The sequence below is a fragment of the Ruminococcus sp. RTP21484sp1_RTP21281st1_A8_RTP21281_210402 genome (assembly GCF_040914025.1).
Classification (GTDB): Bacteria; Bacillota; Clostridia; order Lachnospirales; family Lachnospiraceae; genus Blautia_A; species Blautia_A faecis.
The window spans coordinates 20484-38480 of sequence record NZ_JBCPGE010000008.1 but is presented as its reverse complement, the minus strand read 5'-3'; the positions used below and the strand labels follow the sequence as shown (position 1 = coordinate 38480).

Genomic DNA, 17997 nt, shown 5'->3' with positions numbered 1-17997 from the left:
ATCATTTACACTGTAACAACATTTTAACTAAAGAAGAAGTTTCATTTTGCAATTTTTCTATAATTAATTTTTCAGATGGCATTAACAATTTTTCTACAAGACATAATAGCAAAAAGCAATATATGTATGCTTGAATTGTAGTACTTATAGTTATTGAAATGTTGAATATACCAAGAATCTGCGGAACCAATTCCTTTATTATAAATTCATTTCCACACAAATACAAAGATGCTCTTCCTAATCGTTCCAATATTTCTACACCCGATAGAAAATACGAAACTCTAAGAACTAAAAATATAGAAGGAAGCGGAGTGATAATTTCAAACATCTTTCCAATTATATCATTTAATCCAATTATTTTAGACAATAAATTATTTTGCCAAAATAGGGAAAACGAATATATAAAACATAATAGCAGAGCAATATTTGAAATCCATTTTACAAGTGATTTCTTACTTCTAAAAAGTTTAAGGACCGGCTCATATGTAATAAATCCTATACAATAAAAAATAGTATAGTATAATGCACTATCAATATTCCAATACCAACTTGGTTGTACGGTGGGAGGTGGAGAAATCAAAAACTGTGAGAACATAAATAAAATTAAGCATGTAATAAATATAATAATTTTTTTATTCATTTTCTTTATAAAAGAAAATAATATTTCAATAACAAACAGACAAGAAAGAAACCATAATCCGCCCCCAAAATTTATATGATTTCGAATATCCCCTTTTAATAAAAGCATTAAATTCTCGTGTATATAAACATTTGTATTTCTCAATACAGCATTATATAGAATGCCTAATATAGCGAAAAAGAAAAAAGGAATTAAAATATTAATAACCTTTTTTTGAATATTTTCTAATATTGTTTTATGATTAAAATTTTCAAGGCATCCAGACAAATAAAAAAATAAACATACGTGAAAACTAAAAACCCAATTATATGCATTTCCTGTCACAACTCCATAGTGTCCTAAATAAATAAAAAACATTCCAAAACATTTTGCAACATCAATTCATTGAATACGTTGCATATAATAAATTTGTGACTATAAATAGTAAGTGCAGTCTGAAACGCGTTATTGCCAAGATTTACAAATCTGCCCATGAAATAACCCCTCCATAATAACAAACCGCCGATTACCATGTAGGTTTATTTTACTACATTGGTAATCGGCGGGCAAGAGTGGAAAAATGTTCTTTGGGATGATATTCTCTATACGAGTTGATATTCACCAGCATATCGGGATCAAATGTCAAATTACATTCTTCAATTATCATTCCAACCCCTATCGTATAATTAATCAAATTATTCCATATCAGCATTGTATTCTAATTCATGTAAACATAGGAAAAAGTGTACTACTTTCAAGATTTACAGAGCTATCCATAATAACCAGCGTCGATTACTAAATAGTTTTTACATAAATAATCGACGAACAAAAGTCTAATATAATTATGCATTTTCTATAATCTGACCAATATTTTCTTGCTTAACTGCTGCATCGGCTTTTCTACGCATAAAAAAGAAAGCAGCGCTATTATGCATGTAATGCCAATACAAAATACCAATAACCAAATTTCTCCTATTACAATGCTGCTTTTATTAAACAGATATACTACGATCTGCTGCACAAAAAAACCATATAAATATAATCCATATGATATATCAGCCTGCGAAAAGCATTTTGCAAAGGTCGGTTTTTCCACCAATGCAAAGGAGAATATTGTATATGAAAATGTCACATATTTTAATATACAAAAGGTAAGCGATCCTGGGTTCAGACAGGACAACAGGAAGACTGCCAAAATACTTACCTGAATATTTAACAATTTCTGCATACATGGAAAAGTGAATAACACTCCAATCAGATACCACGGAATCAGTTCCATCGCAGCCCATATATCTGTCCCATATATGACACAACGCCATTCAGGATGATACAAAAGTTTTACCATTTGTAGACAACATAATACAACGGTAATCACAGAAACAAAAGCAAAAGAATATCTCTTCTCCTTTTTTTTTCCTGCAAGAATCAAAATAATCGGAACCAAAATATACATTGCGAATTCTATAGGCAGAGTCCATAATGAACCATTTACTGCATTGGGATATGGATTTGTTTCAAACACTCCTGGCAGTGAATATGCTGGAAATAACAATATATTTCGCAGATAATTTCTAACCAGTGGTGACTGAAAATATTCGTTGATTGTAAGTGTTGACAGGATTGGTCCAATCACATAAGCAGCAACTAATGTAAATGCAATAAGCGCAGGAAAAATTCTAAAAACTCTTTTCGTCATATACCGTACCGGATTAGAATCTGATTCCCAGCTTTTCGCAATAAGAAATCCACCAATCAAAAAGAAGATTTTTACTCCGAGCGCCTGAATTCCTTCTCCCCATAATGTAGGAAGGGTATAGCCACCAATATATGCCATATGTCCAGCCATAACCATTATTGCAGCAACAAACCTAATGATATTAAAATTATTGTCTCTTTTCTCCCTCGCCATTAAATAATTTCTTTCTCCATTTCCTCTTATATTTCACTTATGTGGATACATCACTTTGATTTTCTTTCCTGTTCTAATGCATCCGCACATTCTTTCCAGCCTTTTTTCGCACTTTCTAACGCTTCCGCACATTCTTTCCAGCCTTTTTTCGCATTTTCTAATGCTTCCGCGCATTCTCCCCAGCCTTTTTTCGCATTTTCCAATGCTTCCGCACATTCTTTCCATTCGGTACGGGTTTCTTCCAATGCCCCTGCACACTTTTTCCACTCAACACGAGTTTCTTCCAGTGCGGCTGTACTTTGTGCCAATTTATCCTCTACATTTTTAAGCTCCGCATTTTTTTCACTCACCATTTGCTGCGATTGCTCTAATACTTGCTTTAATTCATCAATGTCTCGCTGATTTTTTTCCTCAAAAGATTTCGCTTTCTTTAACTCGTCTGCACACTTTTTCCATCCTTCTTCTGATACAAAGACCTGCTCTTTTAAAGTTCTTCTCTCATTTGGAAGCATTGAAAAATCCTTTTCCTGCAAATCTGCCCCGGAAAAATCAAGCACCTGATTCAGCTTTTCTACAAGGTCATTACCCTTTTCCTGTAAAAGTACTTTCAGATGATTAGTGTTTGCCTCTTTTTTGTTTTTATAATAGGTCAGCACAAACAAATGCTGAATTGCATTAAACCATGGATTTAACTGAATCAGTTCATACACGTTTGGATACTTTTTCTCCACTTCCTGCATAAACTCGGTTTCACCAAAAGTACTTCCTATATATTCGCAATCCAGAGCAAAATCTGCTGTACTGTTAATATCTTCAATCCATTCAATAAAAGAATGTCTAGTAAAATATTTCGTATGTGTATTATCTAGCACACCAGCTTCGCGATAATTAAAATGATCATTAAGCAAATTTAAAAATATATCTGCATTATTCACATTTGGAACACTGATCAAGATTTTCCCTTTATCTTTCAAGTATCTGACTGAGTTTTCAATAACCTTTGTAGGATTTATTACATGTTCAAGAATGTCGATCAAGGCAATATAATCAAATTCAAAAGATAGGCTTTCTAATTCTGCAAATCCTTCATCCGTATAATCAGGCGCTTCAATATTTGTGCAGAATATCTTATTATATTTATATTTTTCCAATGCATTTCGACATGCTTCTGAATCAATATCGATTCCATATAATTGGCATTTTTTATTCAGTAGCATAGCACCAAATTTGCCCTCACCGCAGCCAATATCAAGCACTGTACTTTCTGCATTTACCTGGCGTGCAAGTATCGCAACATTTACATTGTCATTATCTTCATTCACTTTGAATTCCTCATTATGATATCTGTTTTCAGACGAGCGCCATACTAACTGATTCTTTTTTCCATTTCCGAATTCCACACGATCACATCCTTTTATAATGTTATTTCCCTGTTGTCATTAAAATTTTATTTATTTTCGTGCTATCGCCATAAATAATCTTGGAATCATAAGGTCTGTCAGGAAATGCTCCATATTTCAATTTAATCGGAAGTCCCTTTTCTTTAATGAATGCTTCCACCTTATCTTTCAGAGCAACTGGATTTCCTGTGCAGACATTTATAATTCCAGTAATTTCATCCTGTGTGCTTGCAGCTACGATTTCCATTGCAAGATCTTTTATGTCAATGAAATCATATTTGTTTTCACCTGAAGTAAATGGAAATTCTTCTTTTCCATCTTCTACTGCCTGAAGCAGCTTTGTGAAAATAGAACTGTTTCGTCTGTCATCTCCCAGAATGTAATATGCTCTTAACCAGTAAATCTTCACATCTGAATTCTGGGTTAGCAGTAAAAGAGACTGTCTCAATGCATTTTTTGCAATACCATACTGTGATAATGGATTACACGGAGTATTTTCATCCACTGCACCTTCCCAGAATCCAATCTCATGCATGGTTCCCATAACTGCGATTCTTTTGCAGCCGCCATCAATTAAATTCTTCAGAAATGTAAAATGCTTTGATAAGTTTTCCATATGCTTTGGTGAATTATGCACAAATCCATCCTGCCATGCTAAATGAATACATAAATCAGGACATTTTACCTTTTCATAAATTCTGTCATCACCGGAAAATATATCCACATCCAGAATTTCAGCTCTTGAATCAATTTCCTTATGGTTAAAGTCAATTGCATAAACCTCATGGCCTTTTCCAAGCAGTTCTTTTACTACATATTTTCCCATATAGCCGGCAGCACCAGTTACCAATACTTTCATTGTCTTACCCTCCTAATCTAAAAATATCCTTTGTTATGCAGTTTTCTCTTTTTAAAACATTTTTTCAACGGGAAAATATTCAGCAGCATATTCACCCATCCTTTGGTTTTCATCCGCCGTTCAAATTCCCCTTTCACATTCACAACATCGAGCAGTCTTTTATCTTTAAGTTCCCACACAATTTCCGGATCTGAGTTAATGAAAAATACTCCCTCTTTCGTCTCCAGGCCGTTATGTACACAATCCTCTAACGTAAGTACTTTTTTCTCTCCGTTTGTAAACCAGATATCCACACTGAAATTTTTCAGCATAAACAGTCCTTCTTCACATAAATCGAATCGCATTGCTGTTAAATCATTTGTTTTTTCTTCAAATAAAAACCAGATGTCAAATTGCGGTGCTTCTGCCTTATTCACGGCCTGAATCACCTGATTATTGCTAAACCTTTCACCTTTACTGAAGAAAAGCTGACTTACCATTTCGCCATTGGCATTTACAAGATTCTGAGCTGCACCAGCTGTTGACAGCTCTATGATTCTTCTGATATTTCCTGCTGGCAGAATAATATTCTGACTGTTGTAAGTCTCCTGTACAGAATGATACGTTGCATCCCAATTTTCCTGATCATGCAAGGTGGCAGATGTTTCAATGTTTTTCCAGAATCTGTAGATTGCTGTCGGTGCTTCAATATCGGAAACGCCGCATAAAAAAGCGGTTCTCATAAAATATTCCCAATCTTCTGTCACATTAAGGTTTTCGTTGAATATAATTCCTGCCTTCTGAAAAATATTTACAGGAAACGCCAGAGTCATCAATGGGCATCTGTTAACAGATAACTGATTGATCAAATTAAAGGGAACACAGTAGTTTGCAGACGGAGCAGCCACTGCACAATATCCCAGTTTTTCCAGATTTTCCCAGTCCTGTGCAAATGCAAAAGAATGAAGAATACGGCCCTCGTTTTCTTCTGCACACTTTTTAAATTCCTCTACCCAGTTTGAGAAAAGAATATCATCATCATCAAAAACAGCTGCATACTTGCCCCACGCATGGGAAAAGCCATAATTCAGCGGAGTTGTTCTGGTTCCTTCATTCAGACGAAAGAATCTTATTTTCTTTCTGAATTCCTCTTCTTGATCTTCCAGAATTTCTTCGATCAGCTTACTATGTTCTTCATCAGCTTTATGCGCAATCAATAATATTTCAAAGTCCTGGCATTCCTGCGCCTGCAGACACAGCAGGGCTTCGCGCAATCCCTGCTCTCTCTTTCCCTGCGTACGGATAATAACGCTTAAAAAAGGAGAATTTTCCTTTTTTTCACCTTGAATGACAGGAAGATATTTCTCTTCGTATAATTTCTGGTTTTCTTCTGTATTTAAATGCTCTAATCCTTTTAAATACAGCCCAACATTACTGTTCGCTGAAAATTCACCAATAATATCTTTCCAGCTATTATTATTTTTATTATTCATACTCATTTCCTCAAAGCAATTAGTGATTAAACTTAAATCGCATCTTACAATATTCATCCCCTAAAAATCTTCCGATTTTATGTTCTGGATCTATCATTTTGGGTAAAGTACCCTCTTTTTCTCTTTTACGATATTCCTGCGCTGCTTTTTTTTCGCTTTCACCACCATGAGTCAGATACTGCTGGCAAAGCTTTTCTGCTCTTTCCGGATTTGACCATTTATAGGCAAGAAGCATGGCTGCTTCTGCAGAATAATATATTTCTGCGGATGTAGGCTGCCAGGTTCCTGATAAGGACAGATTTTTAGCATGATATACAATAGCGGACGGCATATAAATGATTTTATAACCAGCCAAGCGCACACGCCAGGAAAAATCCAGGTCATCACAATATAAAAAGAAGGTTTCTGCATCAAAACCATTTATTTTATTGTATACCTCTGTTTTAAACACAGTACAGGCAGTAGATGCCCATTCCGTTTCTCCTGTTTTTGTATTATATTCCTTTGCATGCTCCAGCGGAGTCTGTCTTGCCTCCACCATTCCAACCTCTTTCAGTTTAAGAGGCTCCATCAGCTTACACAGACAGGTTGGCTCCAAAATAACATCTGGATTCATGATCATCATAATATCAGCATCTGTATTCTCAGCCATCAGATTATGACCTTTGGCAGTTCCGGAATTAAATCCAAATACTTTATATTCAAATTCAATTTCCGCCTTCAGCATTTCACGGATATCTTTCTGTGTTTTTTCATCCAGAACAGGAGTTGGTGTAGAGTCACCATAAATAAGCCTCACCTGCAGATCTCCCACGCGTCTGTGATAGACTTTTACAGCCTGCTGAAGGGCTTTCATTGCTTTCACCAAAGCGTCTACCTGATTTCCATAAATTACAGATTGAATTTGTAATTTCATTATTATTTCTCCCATATTCGTTTTTTTCCATATACAGCCAGTCTTGCTGCACTCACAGGAATCTCATAGGATTCGTGTTTTTTTCGTACTGTTTTTAATGCCTCGTCTAATTGATGCTGTCGTTCTTTCTGAATCTTCTGTTCAAAAGGAACTCTATACAAAGATGTTGTTTTTTCCACACAAATATACTTTGTCCTTTGTGCATACCTTACCCATAAATCCCAGTCCTCCAGATAATCCAGTGAGCTGTCAAAGCCCCCAAATTCTTCATAAAGACGTCTCGAGAACATAATGCATTGTATTGGTATAAAATTATGATAACACAGCTCTACTTCATCAAATGCAGTCGTATATCGCTTATTATAAGCTTTAATATGGTATTTGTACGGAGAGGTGCTTTCTACAACAACCGGAGTCTCAAATCCAAATGCATATGCTGCAAGATATTTTCTGTTCTGCGCCAAAGCCTGTACCAGGGTTTCTACATGATCCGCAAAAAAGATATCATCATCGTCCAGAAAATTAATATATTCCCCGGCTGCTTTCGATAATGCAAGATTTCCCGCTTCTGAACGTCCGGCTTTCTTTCCGGTGGAATAATATCGGATATTCAAATCTGAAAATTCTTCTACGATCATTTTTTCAGCAGAAGCCTCACCATCTTCCACCACTATAACCTCTATATTGGAATACGTCTGATTTCGGATGCTGATCAACGCTTCTCTTAAAACTTCTGCACGCTGACAGGTTCGCACAATAATGGAAACCAAAGGACAAAATTCACAATCCTTCTGTGTTTGGATTTTATTGTCACGCGTAATTTCATAATCCCACTCCAGGAACTGTCCCACCTGCGCCCTGGCATAACTTTTATTATTAAAAGAAGAGATACATGAAAAATGTGCCGCAAAAGCCTGAAGCAATTGTTTTTTTGCTCCCGGATAGGGGGCCCGATGTAAAAAAAACACTATTGCAAACTGAAAATAGCCTCTCATCACATCGGAAAAGCTGCCAAAACGATATCGCAGCAGCAGATTATTAATCAGAGAATTTACATACTGCGCCGGCTTCACCGCTCCAATGCTTTCGTACGAATAATGCATTATTTTCACAGTCGGACAATATTTAATTTTGTAATCGGATGCTCTCAGACGCCAACTGAAATCCACGTCCTCCGCATACATAAAAATATTTTTATCAAACCCCTGAAGTTTTTCAAAAATTTCTCTGCGTACTGCAAATGCTGCTCCGGACATCCAACTTGTAATGCCAGTAACAGGATCATAAATTTTGGGATGCTCATATGGCAGCTGTCTGAATTCCCAGGCTCCGATTTCTTTCGATGACTCTGCAATTATCTCTTCCAGCCGCTTAAAAGTATCTTCGAATACCTCTGTATCAACGTTCAAAAAGCAAACAATTTCATCCTTTCCAAAGGATGCTCCTAGATTGTTAGCATTTCCAAAACCCTGATTCTGTTCCTGCTGAATAATCTCAAAACGGCTGAAGTCGTCTTTCTTTTCATAAGCAGTCAGCAATTCTACCGTCTGATCACTGGAATGATTATCCACAAAAAACAACTTCAGATCTGAAGAAAGTGCCTTTGCCTTCAGCAGAGAATCCAGGCACCTTTTTATCCATTTTTCAGAATTATATGTAACAATTACAATATCCATATTTTACCCACAAATTCTATAGAAACATTACATTTTCCTGTCGATTGGAAAAGGCTCTGATCTTGCTTGGAATTTCAATATAAGAAGAATTGTAACCTTGATTTACGACTTCCAGTTCCATAATACCATGAAGCCAGGTAAGCATTTCATGCTTAGACTGTGTACCCTGACCTACCGCTGCTCCTACCAGATAAACACCATTCATGATACGCGGCAATGTATATTCGTACACGATCTCAATAATGTCATTTTTCTTTCCGTTGACCACTTCGCCCTGATTAATAAAATTGTTAATATCAAACAGAGGAAGTCCTTTATTATTCTCCAACACAAATCCAACAATCAGGCTTGGTGCATCTTTCATACACTCAATTACTACATGAGTTCGATAAGTTTTATCAACGTACAGTCGATTTACCGCTTTATCTTCGGAATCTGTAAAAAACAGAGAACGGATTGCCACACTGTCATTGTGAAAACGATCCTCCACAAAACTGATCTTGGGATATTTTCTCTCTTCATCAATTTTTTCCATGAAGACATTCCCTGCAACTTCATCCTGAATATGTCCGGCCACATATTCTGCTGATTTTCGCTTTTCGTCCATATACATATCACAAATATGCGCAGCTTCGCCAAAGGCTCTGACCGTACCATGATCAAGCCATAAAACTCTGGAACACATCTGGCGTACACTTCCGATATCATGAGATACAAAAAGAATCGTAACGCCATTTCGTTTTAACTCATCAAATTTTTTAAAACACTTGTTCTGGAAGAAAATGTCTCCAACACTCAGTGCTTCATCTACAATAAGAATATCTGGTTCCACATTAATCGCAACTGCGAAAGCCAAACGTGCAAACATACCGCTTGAGTAAGTTTTCACCGGCTGATTGATAAAGTCTCCAATATCCGCAAATTCTACGATTCCGTTAAGGCGCTCATCCATTTCCTTACGTGAATAACCCATCATACGGCCATTCAAATATATATTTTCTATTCCAGAATATTCTTCATTAAAGCCAGCTCCAAGTTCCAATAAAGCAGAAACCTTACCTTCTATCTGAATATTTCCTGCTGTCGGACTTAAAACTCCGGTTACAATTTTCAGCAAAGTAGATTTACCGGCACCATTCGTTCCGATAATCCCCACTGTCTCGCCTTTTTTCACATTGAAGCTTACATCCTTAAGCGCCTCAAAAGTTTTACTCTGCTTCTTGCCAAAGCCTAACGCTTCCTTTACACGATCAGACGGTTTATTATATAAGCGATATGTTTTATTCAAATTTTCTATATTCACTGCATAATTTTGCATTCCTAATATCCTCACTTCTATAATACGTCAGCAAAATGCTGTTTTAATTTTTTGAAGCAGCTCATTCCTATTAAACAAAAAGCCAACGCAATCAGCCAATAATACAAATTCCATCCGAATCCATATTCCCAAAAGCATTTTCCACTCATCAATGCGTCACGATAGCCTCGTACCGGATAAAACAAAGGATTAAAGTTCAGTGCCCACTGTACCTTTTCATCAAAAATACTCATCTGCCATACAATCGGTGTTATCCAGAAAACAATCTGTAGAACAATGGATACGATTTGAACGACATCCCTAAAAAAAACAAAAAGTGATGCAGTGAAATACGATATTCCAATGCATACAAGAAGCATGTAGACAATATAATAAACTAACTGTAACCAATACACACTTGGCATCTGTCCATATACGATAAATAATATCGCTGTAAAACCAATTAAAAATAATTGTACAAAAAACACAGATACAACTCTTGCAACTGGCAATATATTAATATTAAACAAAACCTTTTTTACAAGATAACTGTATTCTACTAAGCTTGAAGTTGCATTTGTAATAGAATCACTTACAAAAAACCATGGCAATAAGCCGGATACCAGCCATAATATGAATGGATAGCCGTCTACATCTCCATTTTTGAATCCAATCTGAAAGATGAACCAGTATATTAATACCGTAATAACCGGCTGAACAAATGCCCAGAAAAATCCCAACACAGAACCGGCATATTTTGTTTTAAAATCATCCAATGCAAACTGACTAACAAAAAATAAATTTCCTTTCAATTTCTCACACCATTTTTTCATGTATTCCACCTGATCATTTCAAATATTTGTCCTTTTAAATCGAAGTTATCTTATCATATATGTATATAAAACGCAAGAAAACCACATGAAAAAGTATCTCTCAGACTTACTCTTCTCCCAGCATCTCCAAATAAACCTCACACGCCCCCACAGTCTTCTCCATCATAAACCGAATCCGCTTCTTTTCTGTCCCATAGCTTTTCTTGGTTGCTGCACCGCTTTCATGTTTCACCGACATGGAAGGATCATACACAATATTATAGCCTTTTCGCTGACAGCGCAGCGCCAGTATATATTCTTCGTAGAAAAACCGGGTTTCCGGCTCAAAGGCTTTTTCTTCTTTTTCGACAAATGATGGAGTAAAAATAAGACAGGCGCCAAAAGGGACAATATTTTTCTGAAGCTGACTATAAAGTGTCATATGTTGTTTCTGATTTTCTATCTTGTTTTTTTCCGCTTTTTGAAGCATATGGTAAACAACAGGATACATGACTGGATAAAAACGTAACGCCAGGCGGTTCATTTTTATAGTATATTCTGCTTCTTCTTTGGTTCTAAGTCTGGTATCCATTGGGTTCTGATGTTCACCGGTACTCTGCCTGATCACATCGGGACCCAGAACATAGCATTGATTATTTACATAACTTTTTTCCAGTCTGCTGATAAAGTCTTTTTGTGTAAATTCAATGTCATTATTCAAAACAATGATATAGCTTTTCCCAAAATGTTCTCTGGCGTACTGATACCCTTGATTATTTGCATAAGAAAAGCCGCCATTTTCTTTTATCTGCAAAACCTTGATTCTGGAATTCCCCTGATATTTTTGGAGCAGTTCCTGTCTGTCTTTTTCTTTTTTCTGAATGTCGTTGTCTACGATCACAATCCGGATACGTTCCTGCTGTTCCATTGCCAATATAGACCTGACACAGGTATCCGTTACTGAATAATCTTTATAATGTAATATCACAAAGCTTACGTATTCCATTTGTTTTCCTCTTAATATTTCTACTGAAATTTTACTTCAACATTTAAAATATGAAGCATTGGAAATAGCACGCCACACAATCTTTTTTGTTATTTTTTTTTACTGATCAGCCAGCCAAAGGGCCTAAGAAGTTTCGTTTTTAATAAAAGAATCAATACTTTTACTGCTGCTTTCTGCGTAAATGGAATGTCCACCTTTGCATTTAGCTTTGCTTTACTGTTTTTCCAATAAGCTGGAAAATACATATTTACCGTACAGCTGATATAATCGCACAATTCCCTGATTTTCTCCCATCTTGCTCCCGGGGCGAGCTGAAACAGACAGGTTGCAAAAATCCTCATAACAAACAGCTCATAGAATTCCGGACTGTTCTGAATTCCAATTTTATTTACTCTGGTTAAAGTATTTTCCAGGCCTTTATACGGAAGAGAGTATTTTTCCAAACCTTTGAAATTGTGAATCGCTGACGATGCGTGCTGCACATAATAATACCCGCATTCCGGCAAGGTAGCGATTCTTGGACATACAGCAGAAAAAAACAAAGAAACCGGCATATCCTCCCCTCGCTCACCGCTTTGAAATTTCACGTCATACTTTTCCCACAGTTCCCGTTTGTATAAATGGGAACATACTGCTGAAATTCGGAATGTCCACTCCTCATTTTCCAAACGTTTATACACACCCGGAATAATCTTATTCAGCTCTTTTCCACCTTCGTCCACATAAGTCAGGCCACATATTACCATATCAAGAGTTTCTTTTTCCGCAAGACTGTACATTTTTTCAATATAGTCTTCCTGCAGGTAATCGTCTCCATCCACAAATGTAAGGTATTTTCCGGTCGCTTTCTCTACACCCAGGTTTCTGGCTGCTGCCACGCCTTTATTTTCCTGTTCTAACAGAATAATCCGGCTGTCTTTCTGCGCCAATTTACGCAGAATTTTCCCGCTTTCATCTATACTCCCATCATTGATTATAATGATTTCCAGTTCGGGTAAAGTCTGCGCCATAACCGAGCAGATACATTTTTCTACATATTTTTCACTATTATATACTGGAATAATGACAGATACTTCCGGCATGATTTTCTCCTTAATTCTCTTCACACCTCATTAGATTCTTCACTCTTCTGGTAAACCTTCTCAATCATTTTCGCAACCCACCCCGGCCAAAATTTCCGGAACATATATAAGTCTTCCGCTCTTCTTCCGTTTTCCTCAATCAGTTCCGAGGTTGTGGATTCCTGATGGATCCGGTGCTCCATTCCTGCCCTTGCAGTGTATGCAAACTCGCCTTTTCGCCTGGAAATTTCTTCCCATGCCTGCCAGTCAATGTTGCTTTTCATGTTATTTTTAAAGGAAAAACTGTCCAGATTTTCTTTTACAAGGGTGACTGCAGGGCAACAGATAGCCGATCCTATGGAGAGAATTCTCCTCCGAACAAAACGGTTTTTCCAAAAGACAGTCAGTTTCAGAGGAGTCAGAAGCAGACGTTTTACCTTAAGAAGCCGGTTAGTTGTCACCGTTTTTCCATTTCGAAGTTCATTATAGTCTGTAAAAATAATAAGAGGATGATGACATTTCTTCGCAGCTGCCAGTACATCCTCCGTGTAGTTTACATAATATCTGTCATCCTGATGAGCGAGGGTTACAAGCGGTGTTGTTGCACAGCTATAGGCAAAATTCCAATCTCCGGCAAGACCTTTTTCACCGTGGTTTATATGAACAGGTATTCCATACTTCTCACCAATTCCATATATATATGAATTGGGAGTTGAAGTCGCGATCAGAATTCTGGTTCTGACTTTCTGCGCCAGAAGAGACTGTACACATTCTTCCAAATACGGACTCTCACCGTACGCGCATACCGCAAATGTATGAAGATTTATTTTATTACTATTATCAAAATTCTTTAATCCCATATTTTTCATTTTTTCTATAAACTTTTAGATATATGCATTCCAGAACATGTTTGAAAAAGGCTTTCTGCAAAATATACCCCAAAGTGGGGAGTACAGATTGCTGGAATGATTTTCAAGGAAACCATTGGTCATCTTCCTTCTCCAATACCAATTTCTGCCTCTATCTCCTGCTTTTCTACTTCTTCCCGTTCCAATAACGTCTCTTTCTCATCTACTTTATCAATCTTCTTATTCTCAGCCTTGGAACGAAGCGCAACTTCTGCAGATAACACTCCAATCTTGTCTTCCAGCTGAGATACAATAATAGATAAGGTAAATATTTTTTCCACCAGCAGGAAAATGATCACCAGAAACACCAGATTACTTGGTGACATAATTCCGAATATACGACACAATTCATAGGAAATTTCCGGAAAGATTGCCAGCAAAAGTAAAATGGCCGCAAAAAAAATCCAGAAAATAGCGTCCTCCATTTTGACTTTATTTTTTCGGATTTTTCGAAGAATCCATCCAACAGTCAGAACAGAGGCAATAATAAGTAAACCTTTCAGCGTGTCGCTCATTTTTTGTCTCCTTTCTCTCGTCTACGCACCCATTGAAAAATAAAAATAGAAAAGAACATTTTCATCATATACCAAATGGAATTTTTGAAATCCAGGTAGCTGGTTCCGGCAATTCGCTCGTGCATTTCTACCTGCACTTCTTCAATCTTTACCCCGCAATTCAAAAGGTATGCCAGGGTATCCGGCTCCGGACTGTAATTGATATCGTAGCCAAAGCGTTTGATCATGCGCTTATTAAAAAGGCGCATTCCGGAAGTTACATCTCCAATATATTTCCCGCCTGTGGTTATCATGATGGCGTAGGTAAGCAGCTGGCTTCCAATCATTCTGGAATTAACAGGCTTCCGCTGGGTTTTAAATCTGGACCCGATCACAATGTCACAACCGGTCCGCTCCATCTCCGTAATCATATCCTCTATATACTTTGGATCATGCTGACCATCGCCGTCCAGCTGGAGAACGTAATCATATCCATAATAGTTCGCATAGCGCATACCGCTTTTGATCGCGCCGGAAAGTCCGGTGTTTACAGGAAGATCCATGAAATTATAACCGCGGCGGGCGCATATCTTACGGGTGTCATCGGTGGAGCCATCATTGATCACCACGTAATCATATTGAGGATAATTCTTTTCCAGGTTGTCTACTACCTTTTCTATACATCCAGCTTCATTGTAAGCTGGTATAATGATCAGAATTTTTGATATTGTTTTTATTGAAGCCATGAATTCTCCGTTCTGTGTTTCTCCACAATCTCCACCAGTTCCCGTGCTCTCGCCTCAAAAGAATATTGCTCCTTAATCACCGGCCACTGCTTATCAACTTTTGCTTTCACTTCTTCATAGTTGTTCTCAATTTTCTTCACGCACTGGTGGAATTCTTCTTTATTGCTATAGTACAGCACTGCTTCCGGAAAGATTTTTCTGAGCTCATCGCAGCAGTCAGATATTACCGGGAGACCGCAGGCCAGGGCATCGAAAATGCGATTATTCACAAACTGGTAATCCAGCATGTCTTTCCAGTGGTCATTCAAGGTGACGCAGGCACTTCGGTAAAGGGCGGGAATCTGGCTGTTTTCGATAAAAACATCCTGTACCATGGTCTTATCCGAACCTAACATGGCTTTCCAGCCGGCACCCCAGATTTTCAGCGGAAGTTTATCCTGTGCTGCCCATAATACACATGGGCGGGCCACACCACGGGAATTTCCAATAAATAAATAATCTTTTCCACGGCTGCATTCAGCTTCCTGATCCGGGTAAAAAAGCTCAGTGTCTGTACACTGAAGCAATGGATAAACAGGAACCGTAAGCTTCGCCTGAAGCTCCCTGGCATAATGGCGGGAACCTACGCATACAATATCATAGAGCTGGTATTCTTCTTGAGTAACCATTTCCGGGTGGCTGATATTCCACATAATGTAGAGGCATTTGGTGTTCCGGCGATCCGGACGGTAAAATTCGCAGCCTCGAAGTACAAGAACCACATCTGCGTTTACTTCACAGTCCCAGTCTTCGTGCAGGTCAATTATAGTGTACATTCCCATTCGATCCAGGTAACGTTTCAAGGCAACTGCATACGCATAATCGCCCCAACGGATCTTTTTTTCCTCAGGAGCAGGACATTTGATCACCCAGATCTGGCGTTCTTTCGCTTCACGCTGCACCTGTGCAGCCCGCTTTCCCCAGTCGTCCCGGCGATGCAGTTCCTGTGACACATATTCCTTCAGCTCCAGCATGGACTGGCTGTTTTTCTGAAGCTCCAGGAGGATTTTTTCCTGGCGTTTATTCTCTTTTTCCAGTTCACGCAGCTTATTGTCCATATAGGTGCGGCTTACCGGAATAAAGCTTCGTAATTTCTGTTTCAGGGTATTCCAAAAGCTCATATAGAAACTCCTTGTATAATAAGTTGTCAATCGGTAAAAATCTGTTTTTGAGTCTTTGGTTTTTATTATAACGAAATATGACAGGAAACGCAACTCCCCACAGCAAATCACCAGCGAACAGTAACCCTTCACAATTTTTTCACGTTTTTTTCTACCTTTTATCACTAGGAAAGTAATTTCGAATTTGCTATAATAGTTTCACGACATCAGAGCATGTTTGAAAAAGGCTTTCTGCAAAATGTGCGTCACAATTTGTGGGATATTTTATCCCCCTCTTTATTCAATGAATGCATCAAACTTTTCTGGCATTATAAATCTTAGGAGGATACCGAATTCATGCGAAGAAAAAAGAGCTTACTAATACCGGCTGTGCTGGCTTTTTCCCTTTGCACCGGTGCTGTTGTTCCAGTACTGGCGGAGGAGACCTCACAGACAGCTGATGCAGCAGCTATGACAAATACAGATAATGAACAAGAGGCATCAGCGGGCAGCACTGACGGCACTGCACAGGAGACAACCGATACTTCTGATATCCCTTATGAAAAAGGCACCATCACAGACACTGATTTTCAGAGTGAGTGGCTGAATCTGAAATTCACACCGCCGGAAACAGTAGTCATGAATACAGAGGAAGAGCTTCAGTCTGTTATGAAGCAGGGCCAGACTACTCTGGAGGAAGCTTCCGGGGTGGAACTTGGAGAGGATGCTTTGTCCGGCACTGTTTATGAAATGATGGCTTCTTCCATCTCTGGTTTTCCTAATGTTTCCTTAGTTGTCGAGGATGCTTCTTTGGAGAATATGACTGTTGACCAGTATTTTCTGGCTGCACAGCAGATGTTGGATGCTACCGGGATGGGCTATACTTATTCGGACGTAACAGATATACAGATTGCCGGGCAGGATTTCCGTGTTATGGAAACAAGTGTGGCAGTCAATGACTATGAAATTCTTCAGAAATATTGTACCCGCAAACAGGGAGGAAAGTTTGTCTCCATTATTTTATCATACACCACAGATACCACAGCAGAAGCAGATGAAATTCTGGCAGCTTTTACTCCATTAAATACAGACACGGAGGCTGCACCTGCAGAATAAACTATGGTCTATACTCCCTTAACCATAAAAGCTATAAAAATTGCATATAAAGCACACGAAGGACAATACGACCAGAGTGGGGTTCCTTATATTCTTCACCCGGTTCATCTTGCAGAACAAATGACAGATGAAACTACCACCTGCATTGCCCTGCTTCATGACGTTCTGGAAGATACTGCCCTGACTCTTCCTGATCTGGAAGCGGAATTTCCAAGAGAGATCACAGAGGCAGTCCAGCTGCTTACACACGCTCCTTCCGATGATTATCTGGATTATGTGCGCAGACTTTGCGAAAATCCGCTGGCTCGTAAGGTAAAGATTGCGGATCTCGCCCATAATTCAGATGAAACACGGCTTTCTTCCGTCACGCCGGATCCAATGCAGCTAAAGCACTGGCGGACGAAGTATGCAGCTGCAAAGGAGATCATACGGGAATACGAAAATATCCCATAAAGTAGAACTCCAGACTATGTAAAAAGGTACTCTGTTATATTAATATCAATTATGTTGATACCAATATAACAGAGTACCTTTTTTATATTTTGCAAAAGCAACTGTTAAATTTTT

Annotated in this window: 18 protein-coding genes and 1 pseudogene; 4 read left to right on the top strand and 15 right to left on the bottom strand. The window is 38.1% G+C overall.

Going from position 1 to position 17997, the window contains the following annotated elements:
- Position 1 precedes the first annotated feature (1 nt).
- The 12 genes from AB5170_RS05515 to AB5170_RS05460 form a co-directional block, all read right to left on the bottom strand.
- Positions 2-1021: an acyltransferase family protein gene (locus AB5170_RS05515; protein ID WP_272105099.1), complete on the bottom strand. Its 1020-nt coding sequence runs from the start codon at positions 1019-1021 to the stop codon at positions 2-4.
- A 451-nt stretch (positions 1022-1472) separates the two neighbouring features.
- Positions 1473-2528 (bottom strand): acyltransferase, encoded by a 1056-nt coding sequence (locus tag AB5170_RS05510; protein WP_148462161.1) that lies wholly within the window; start codon positions 2526-2528, stop codon positions 1473-1475.
- Positions 2529-2578: 50 nt separating this feature from the next.
- Positions 2579-3850: a methyltransferase domain-containing protein gene (locus AB5170_RS05505; protein WP_325064494.1), complete on the bottom strand. Its 1272-nt coding sequence runs from the start codon at positions 3848-3850 to the stop codon at positions 2579-2581.
- A 100-nt stretch (positions 3851-3950) separates the two neighbouring features.
- Positions 3951-4787, bottom strand: a complete 837-nt coding sequence (locus tag AB5170_RS05500) for an NAD(P)-dependent oxidoreductase (RefSeq protein ID WP_148462159.1) — start codon at positions 4785-4787, stop codon at positions 3951-3953.
- A gap of 17 nt (positions 4788-4804) precedes the next feature.
- Positions 4805-6259, bottom strand: a complete 1455-nt coding sequence (locus tag AB5170_RS05495) for a glycosyltransferase family 2 protein (RefSeq protein ID WP_173770923.1) — start codon at positions 6257-6259, stop codon at positions 4805-4807.
- A gap of 19 nt (positions 6260-6278) precedes the next feature.
- Positions 6279-7175, bottom strand: coding sequence for a glycosyltransferase (locus tag AB5170_RS05490; RefSeq protein ID WP_173770924.1), 897 nt, complete (start codon positions 7173-7175; stop codon positions 6279-6281).
- Positions 7176-7177: 2 nt separating this feature from the next.
- On the bottom strand, positions 7178-8851 hold the full coding sequence (locus AB5170_RS05485; protein ID WP_148462156.1) for a glycosyltransferase family 2 protein: 1674 nt from the start codon (positions 8849-8851) through the stop codon (positions 7178-7180).
- A 16-nt stretch (positions 8852-8867) separates the two neighbouring features.
- Positions 8868-10169 (bottom strand): ABC transporter ATP-binding protein, encoded by a 1302-nt coding sequence (locus tag AB5170_RS05480; protein WP_148462155.1) that lies wholly within the window; start codon positions 10167-10169, stop codon positions 8868-8870.
- A gap of 17 nt (positions 10170-10186) precedes the next feature.
- A complete protein-coding gene (locus AB5170_RS05475) occupies positions 10187-10981 on the bottom strand; it encodes an ABC transporter permease (RefSeq protein ID WP_148462154.1) in 795 nt (264 codons plus the stop codon).
- Between the two features lie 106 nt (positions 10982-11087).
- Positions 11088-11966, bottom strand: a complete 879-nt coding sequence (locus AB5170_RS05470; protein ID WP_148462153.1) for a glycosyltransferase family 2 protein — start codon at positions 11964-11966, stop codon at positions 11088-11090.
- 89 nt (positions 11967-12055) lie between these two features.
- Positions 12056-13048 (bottom strand): glycosyltransferase, encoded by a 993-nt coding sequence (locus AB5170_RS05465; protein ID WP_148462152.1) that lies wholly within the window; start codon positions 13046-13048, stop codon positions 12056-12058.
- Positions 13049-13068: 20 nt separating this feature from the next.
- The gene (locus AB5170_RS05460) at positions 13069-13887 is read right to left on the bottom strand and encodes a glycosyltransferase family A protein (RefSeq protein ID WP_173770925.1); all 819 of its coding nucleotides are present in this window, start codon (positions 13885-13887) and stop codon (positions 13069-13071) included.
- Between the two features lie 60 nt (positions 13888-13947).
- On the opposite strand from AB5170_RS05460, the pseudogene AB5170_RS05455 reads away from it, so the two are divergent.
- Positions 13948-14001: pseudogene (locus AB5170_RS05455) on the top strand (DUF6783 domain-containing protein); the annotation flags it as partial.
- Between the two features lie 14 nt (positions 14002-14015).
- On the opposite strand, the gene AB5170_RS05450 reads toward AB5170_RS05455, so the two are convergent.
- Genes AB5170_RS05450 through AB5170_RS05440 form a run of 3 tightly spaced genes read right to left on the bottom strand, consistent with a single transcriptional unit; the run spans position 14016 to position 16335 of the window.
- The gene (locus AB5170_RS05450) at positions 14016-14450 is read right to left on the bottom strand and encodes a DUF2304 domain-containing protein (protein ID WP_148462150.1); all 435 of its coding nucleotides are present in this window, start codon (positions 14448-14450) and stop codon (positions 14016-14018) included.
- Positions 14447-15175: a glycosyltransferase family 2 protein gene (locus AB5170_RS05445; RefSeq protein ID WP_173770926.1), complete on the bottom strand. Its 729-nt coding sequence runs from the start codon at positions 15173-15175 to the stop codon at positions 14447-14449. Before AB5170_RS05445 ends, AB5170_RS05450 begins: the two co-directional genes overlap by 4 nt.
- Positions 15163-16335 carry a glycosyltransferase gene (locus AB5170_RS05440; RefSeq protein ID WP_173770927.1) on the bottom strand — a complete coding sequence of 391 codons (1173 nt, stop codon included), beginning with the start codon at positions 16333-16335 and terminating at the stop codon, positions 15163-15165. The genes AB5170_RS05445 and AB5170_RS05440 overlap by 13 nt, the downstream gene beginning before the upstream one ends.
- A 217-nt stretch (positions 16336-16552) precedes the next feature.
- Between AB5170_RS05440 and AB5170_RS05435 the strand changes: the two genes are divergently transcribed.
- From AB5170_RS05435 to AB5170_RS05425, 3 genes are read left to right on the top strand one after another with little or no spacing between them, the layout of a single operon-like run.
- A complete protein-coding gene (locus AB5170_RS05435; RefSeq protein ID WP_368356933.1) occupies positions 16553-16696 on the top strand; it encodes a DUF6783 domain-containing protein in 144 nt (47 codons plus the stop codon).
- Positions 16672-17430, top strand: coding sequence for a hypothetical protein (locus AB5170_RS05430; RefSeq protein WP_173770928.1), 759 nt, complete (start codon positions 16672-16674; stop codon positions 17428-17430). The genes AB5170_RS05435 and AB5170_RS05430 overlap by 25 nt, the downstream gene beginning before the upstream one ends.
- 3 nt (positions 17431-17433) lie before the next feature.
- Entirely contained in the window at positions 17434-17883 is a 450-nt protein-coding gene (locus AB5170_RS05425; protein WP_118582867.1) for an HD domain-containing protein, read from the top strand.
- Positions 17884-17997 lie beyond the last annotated feature (114 nt).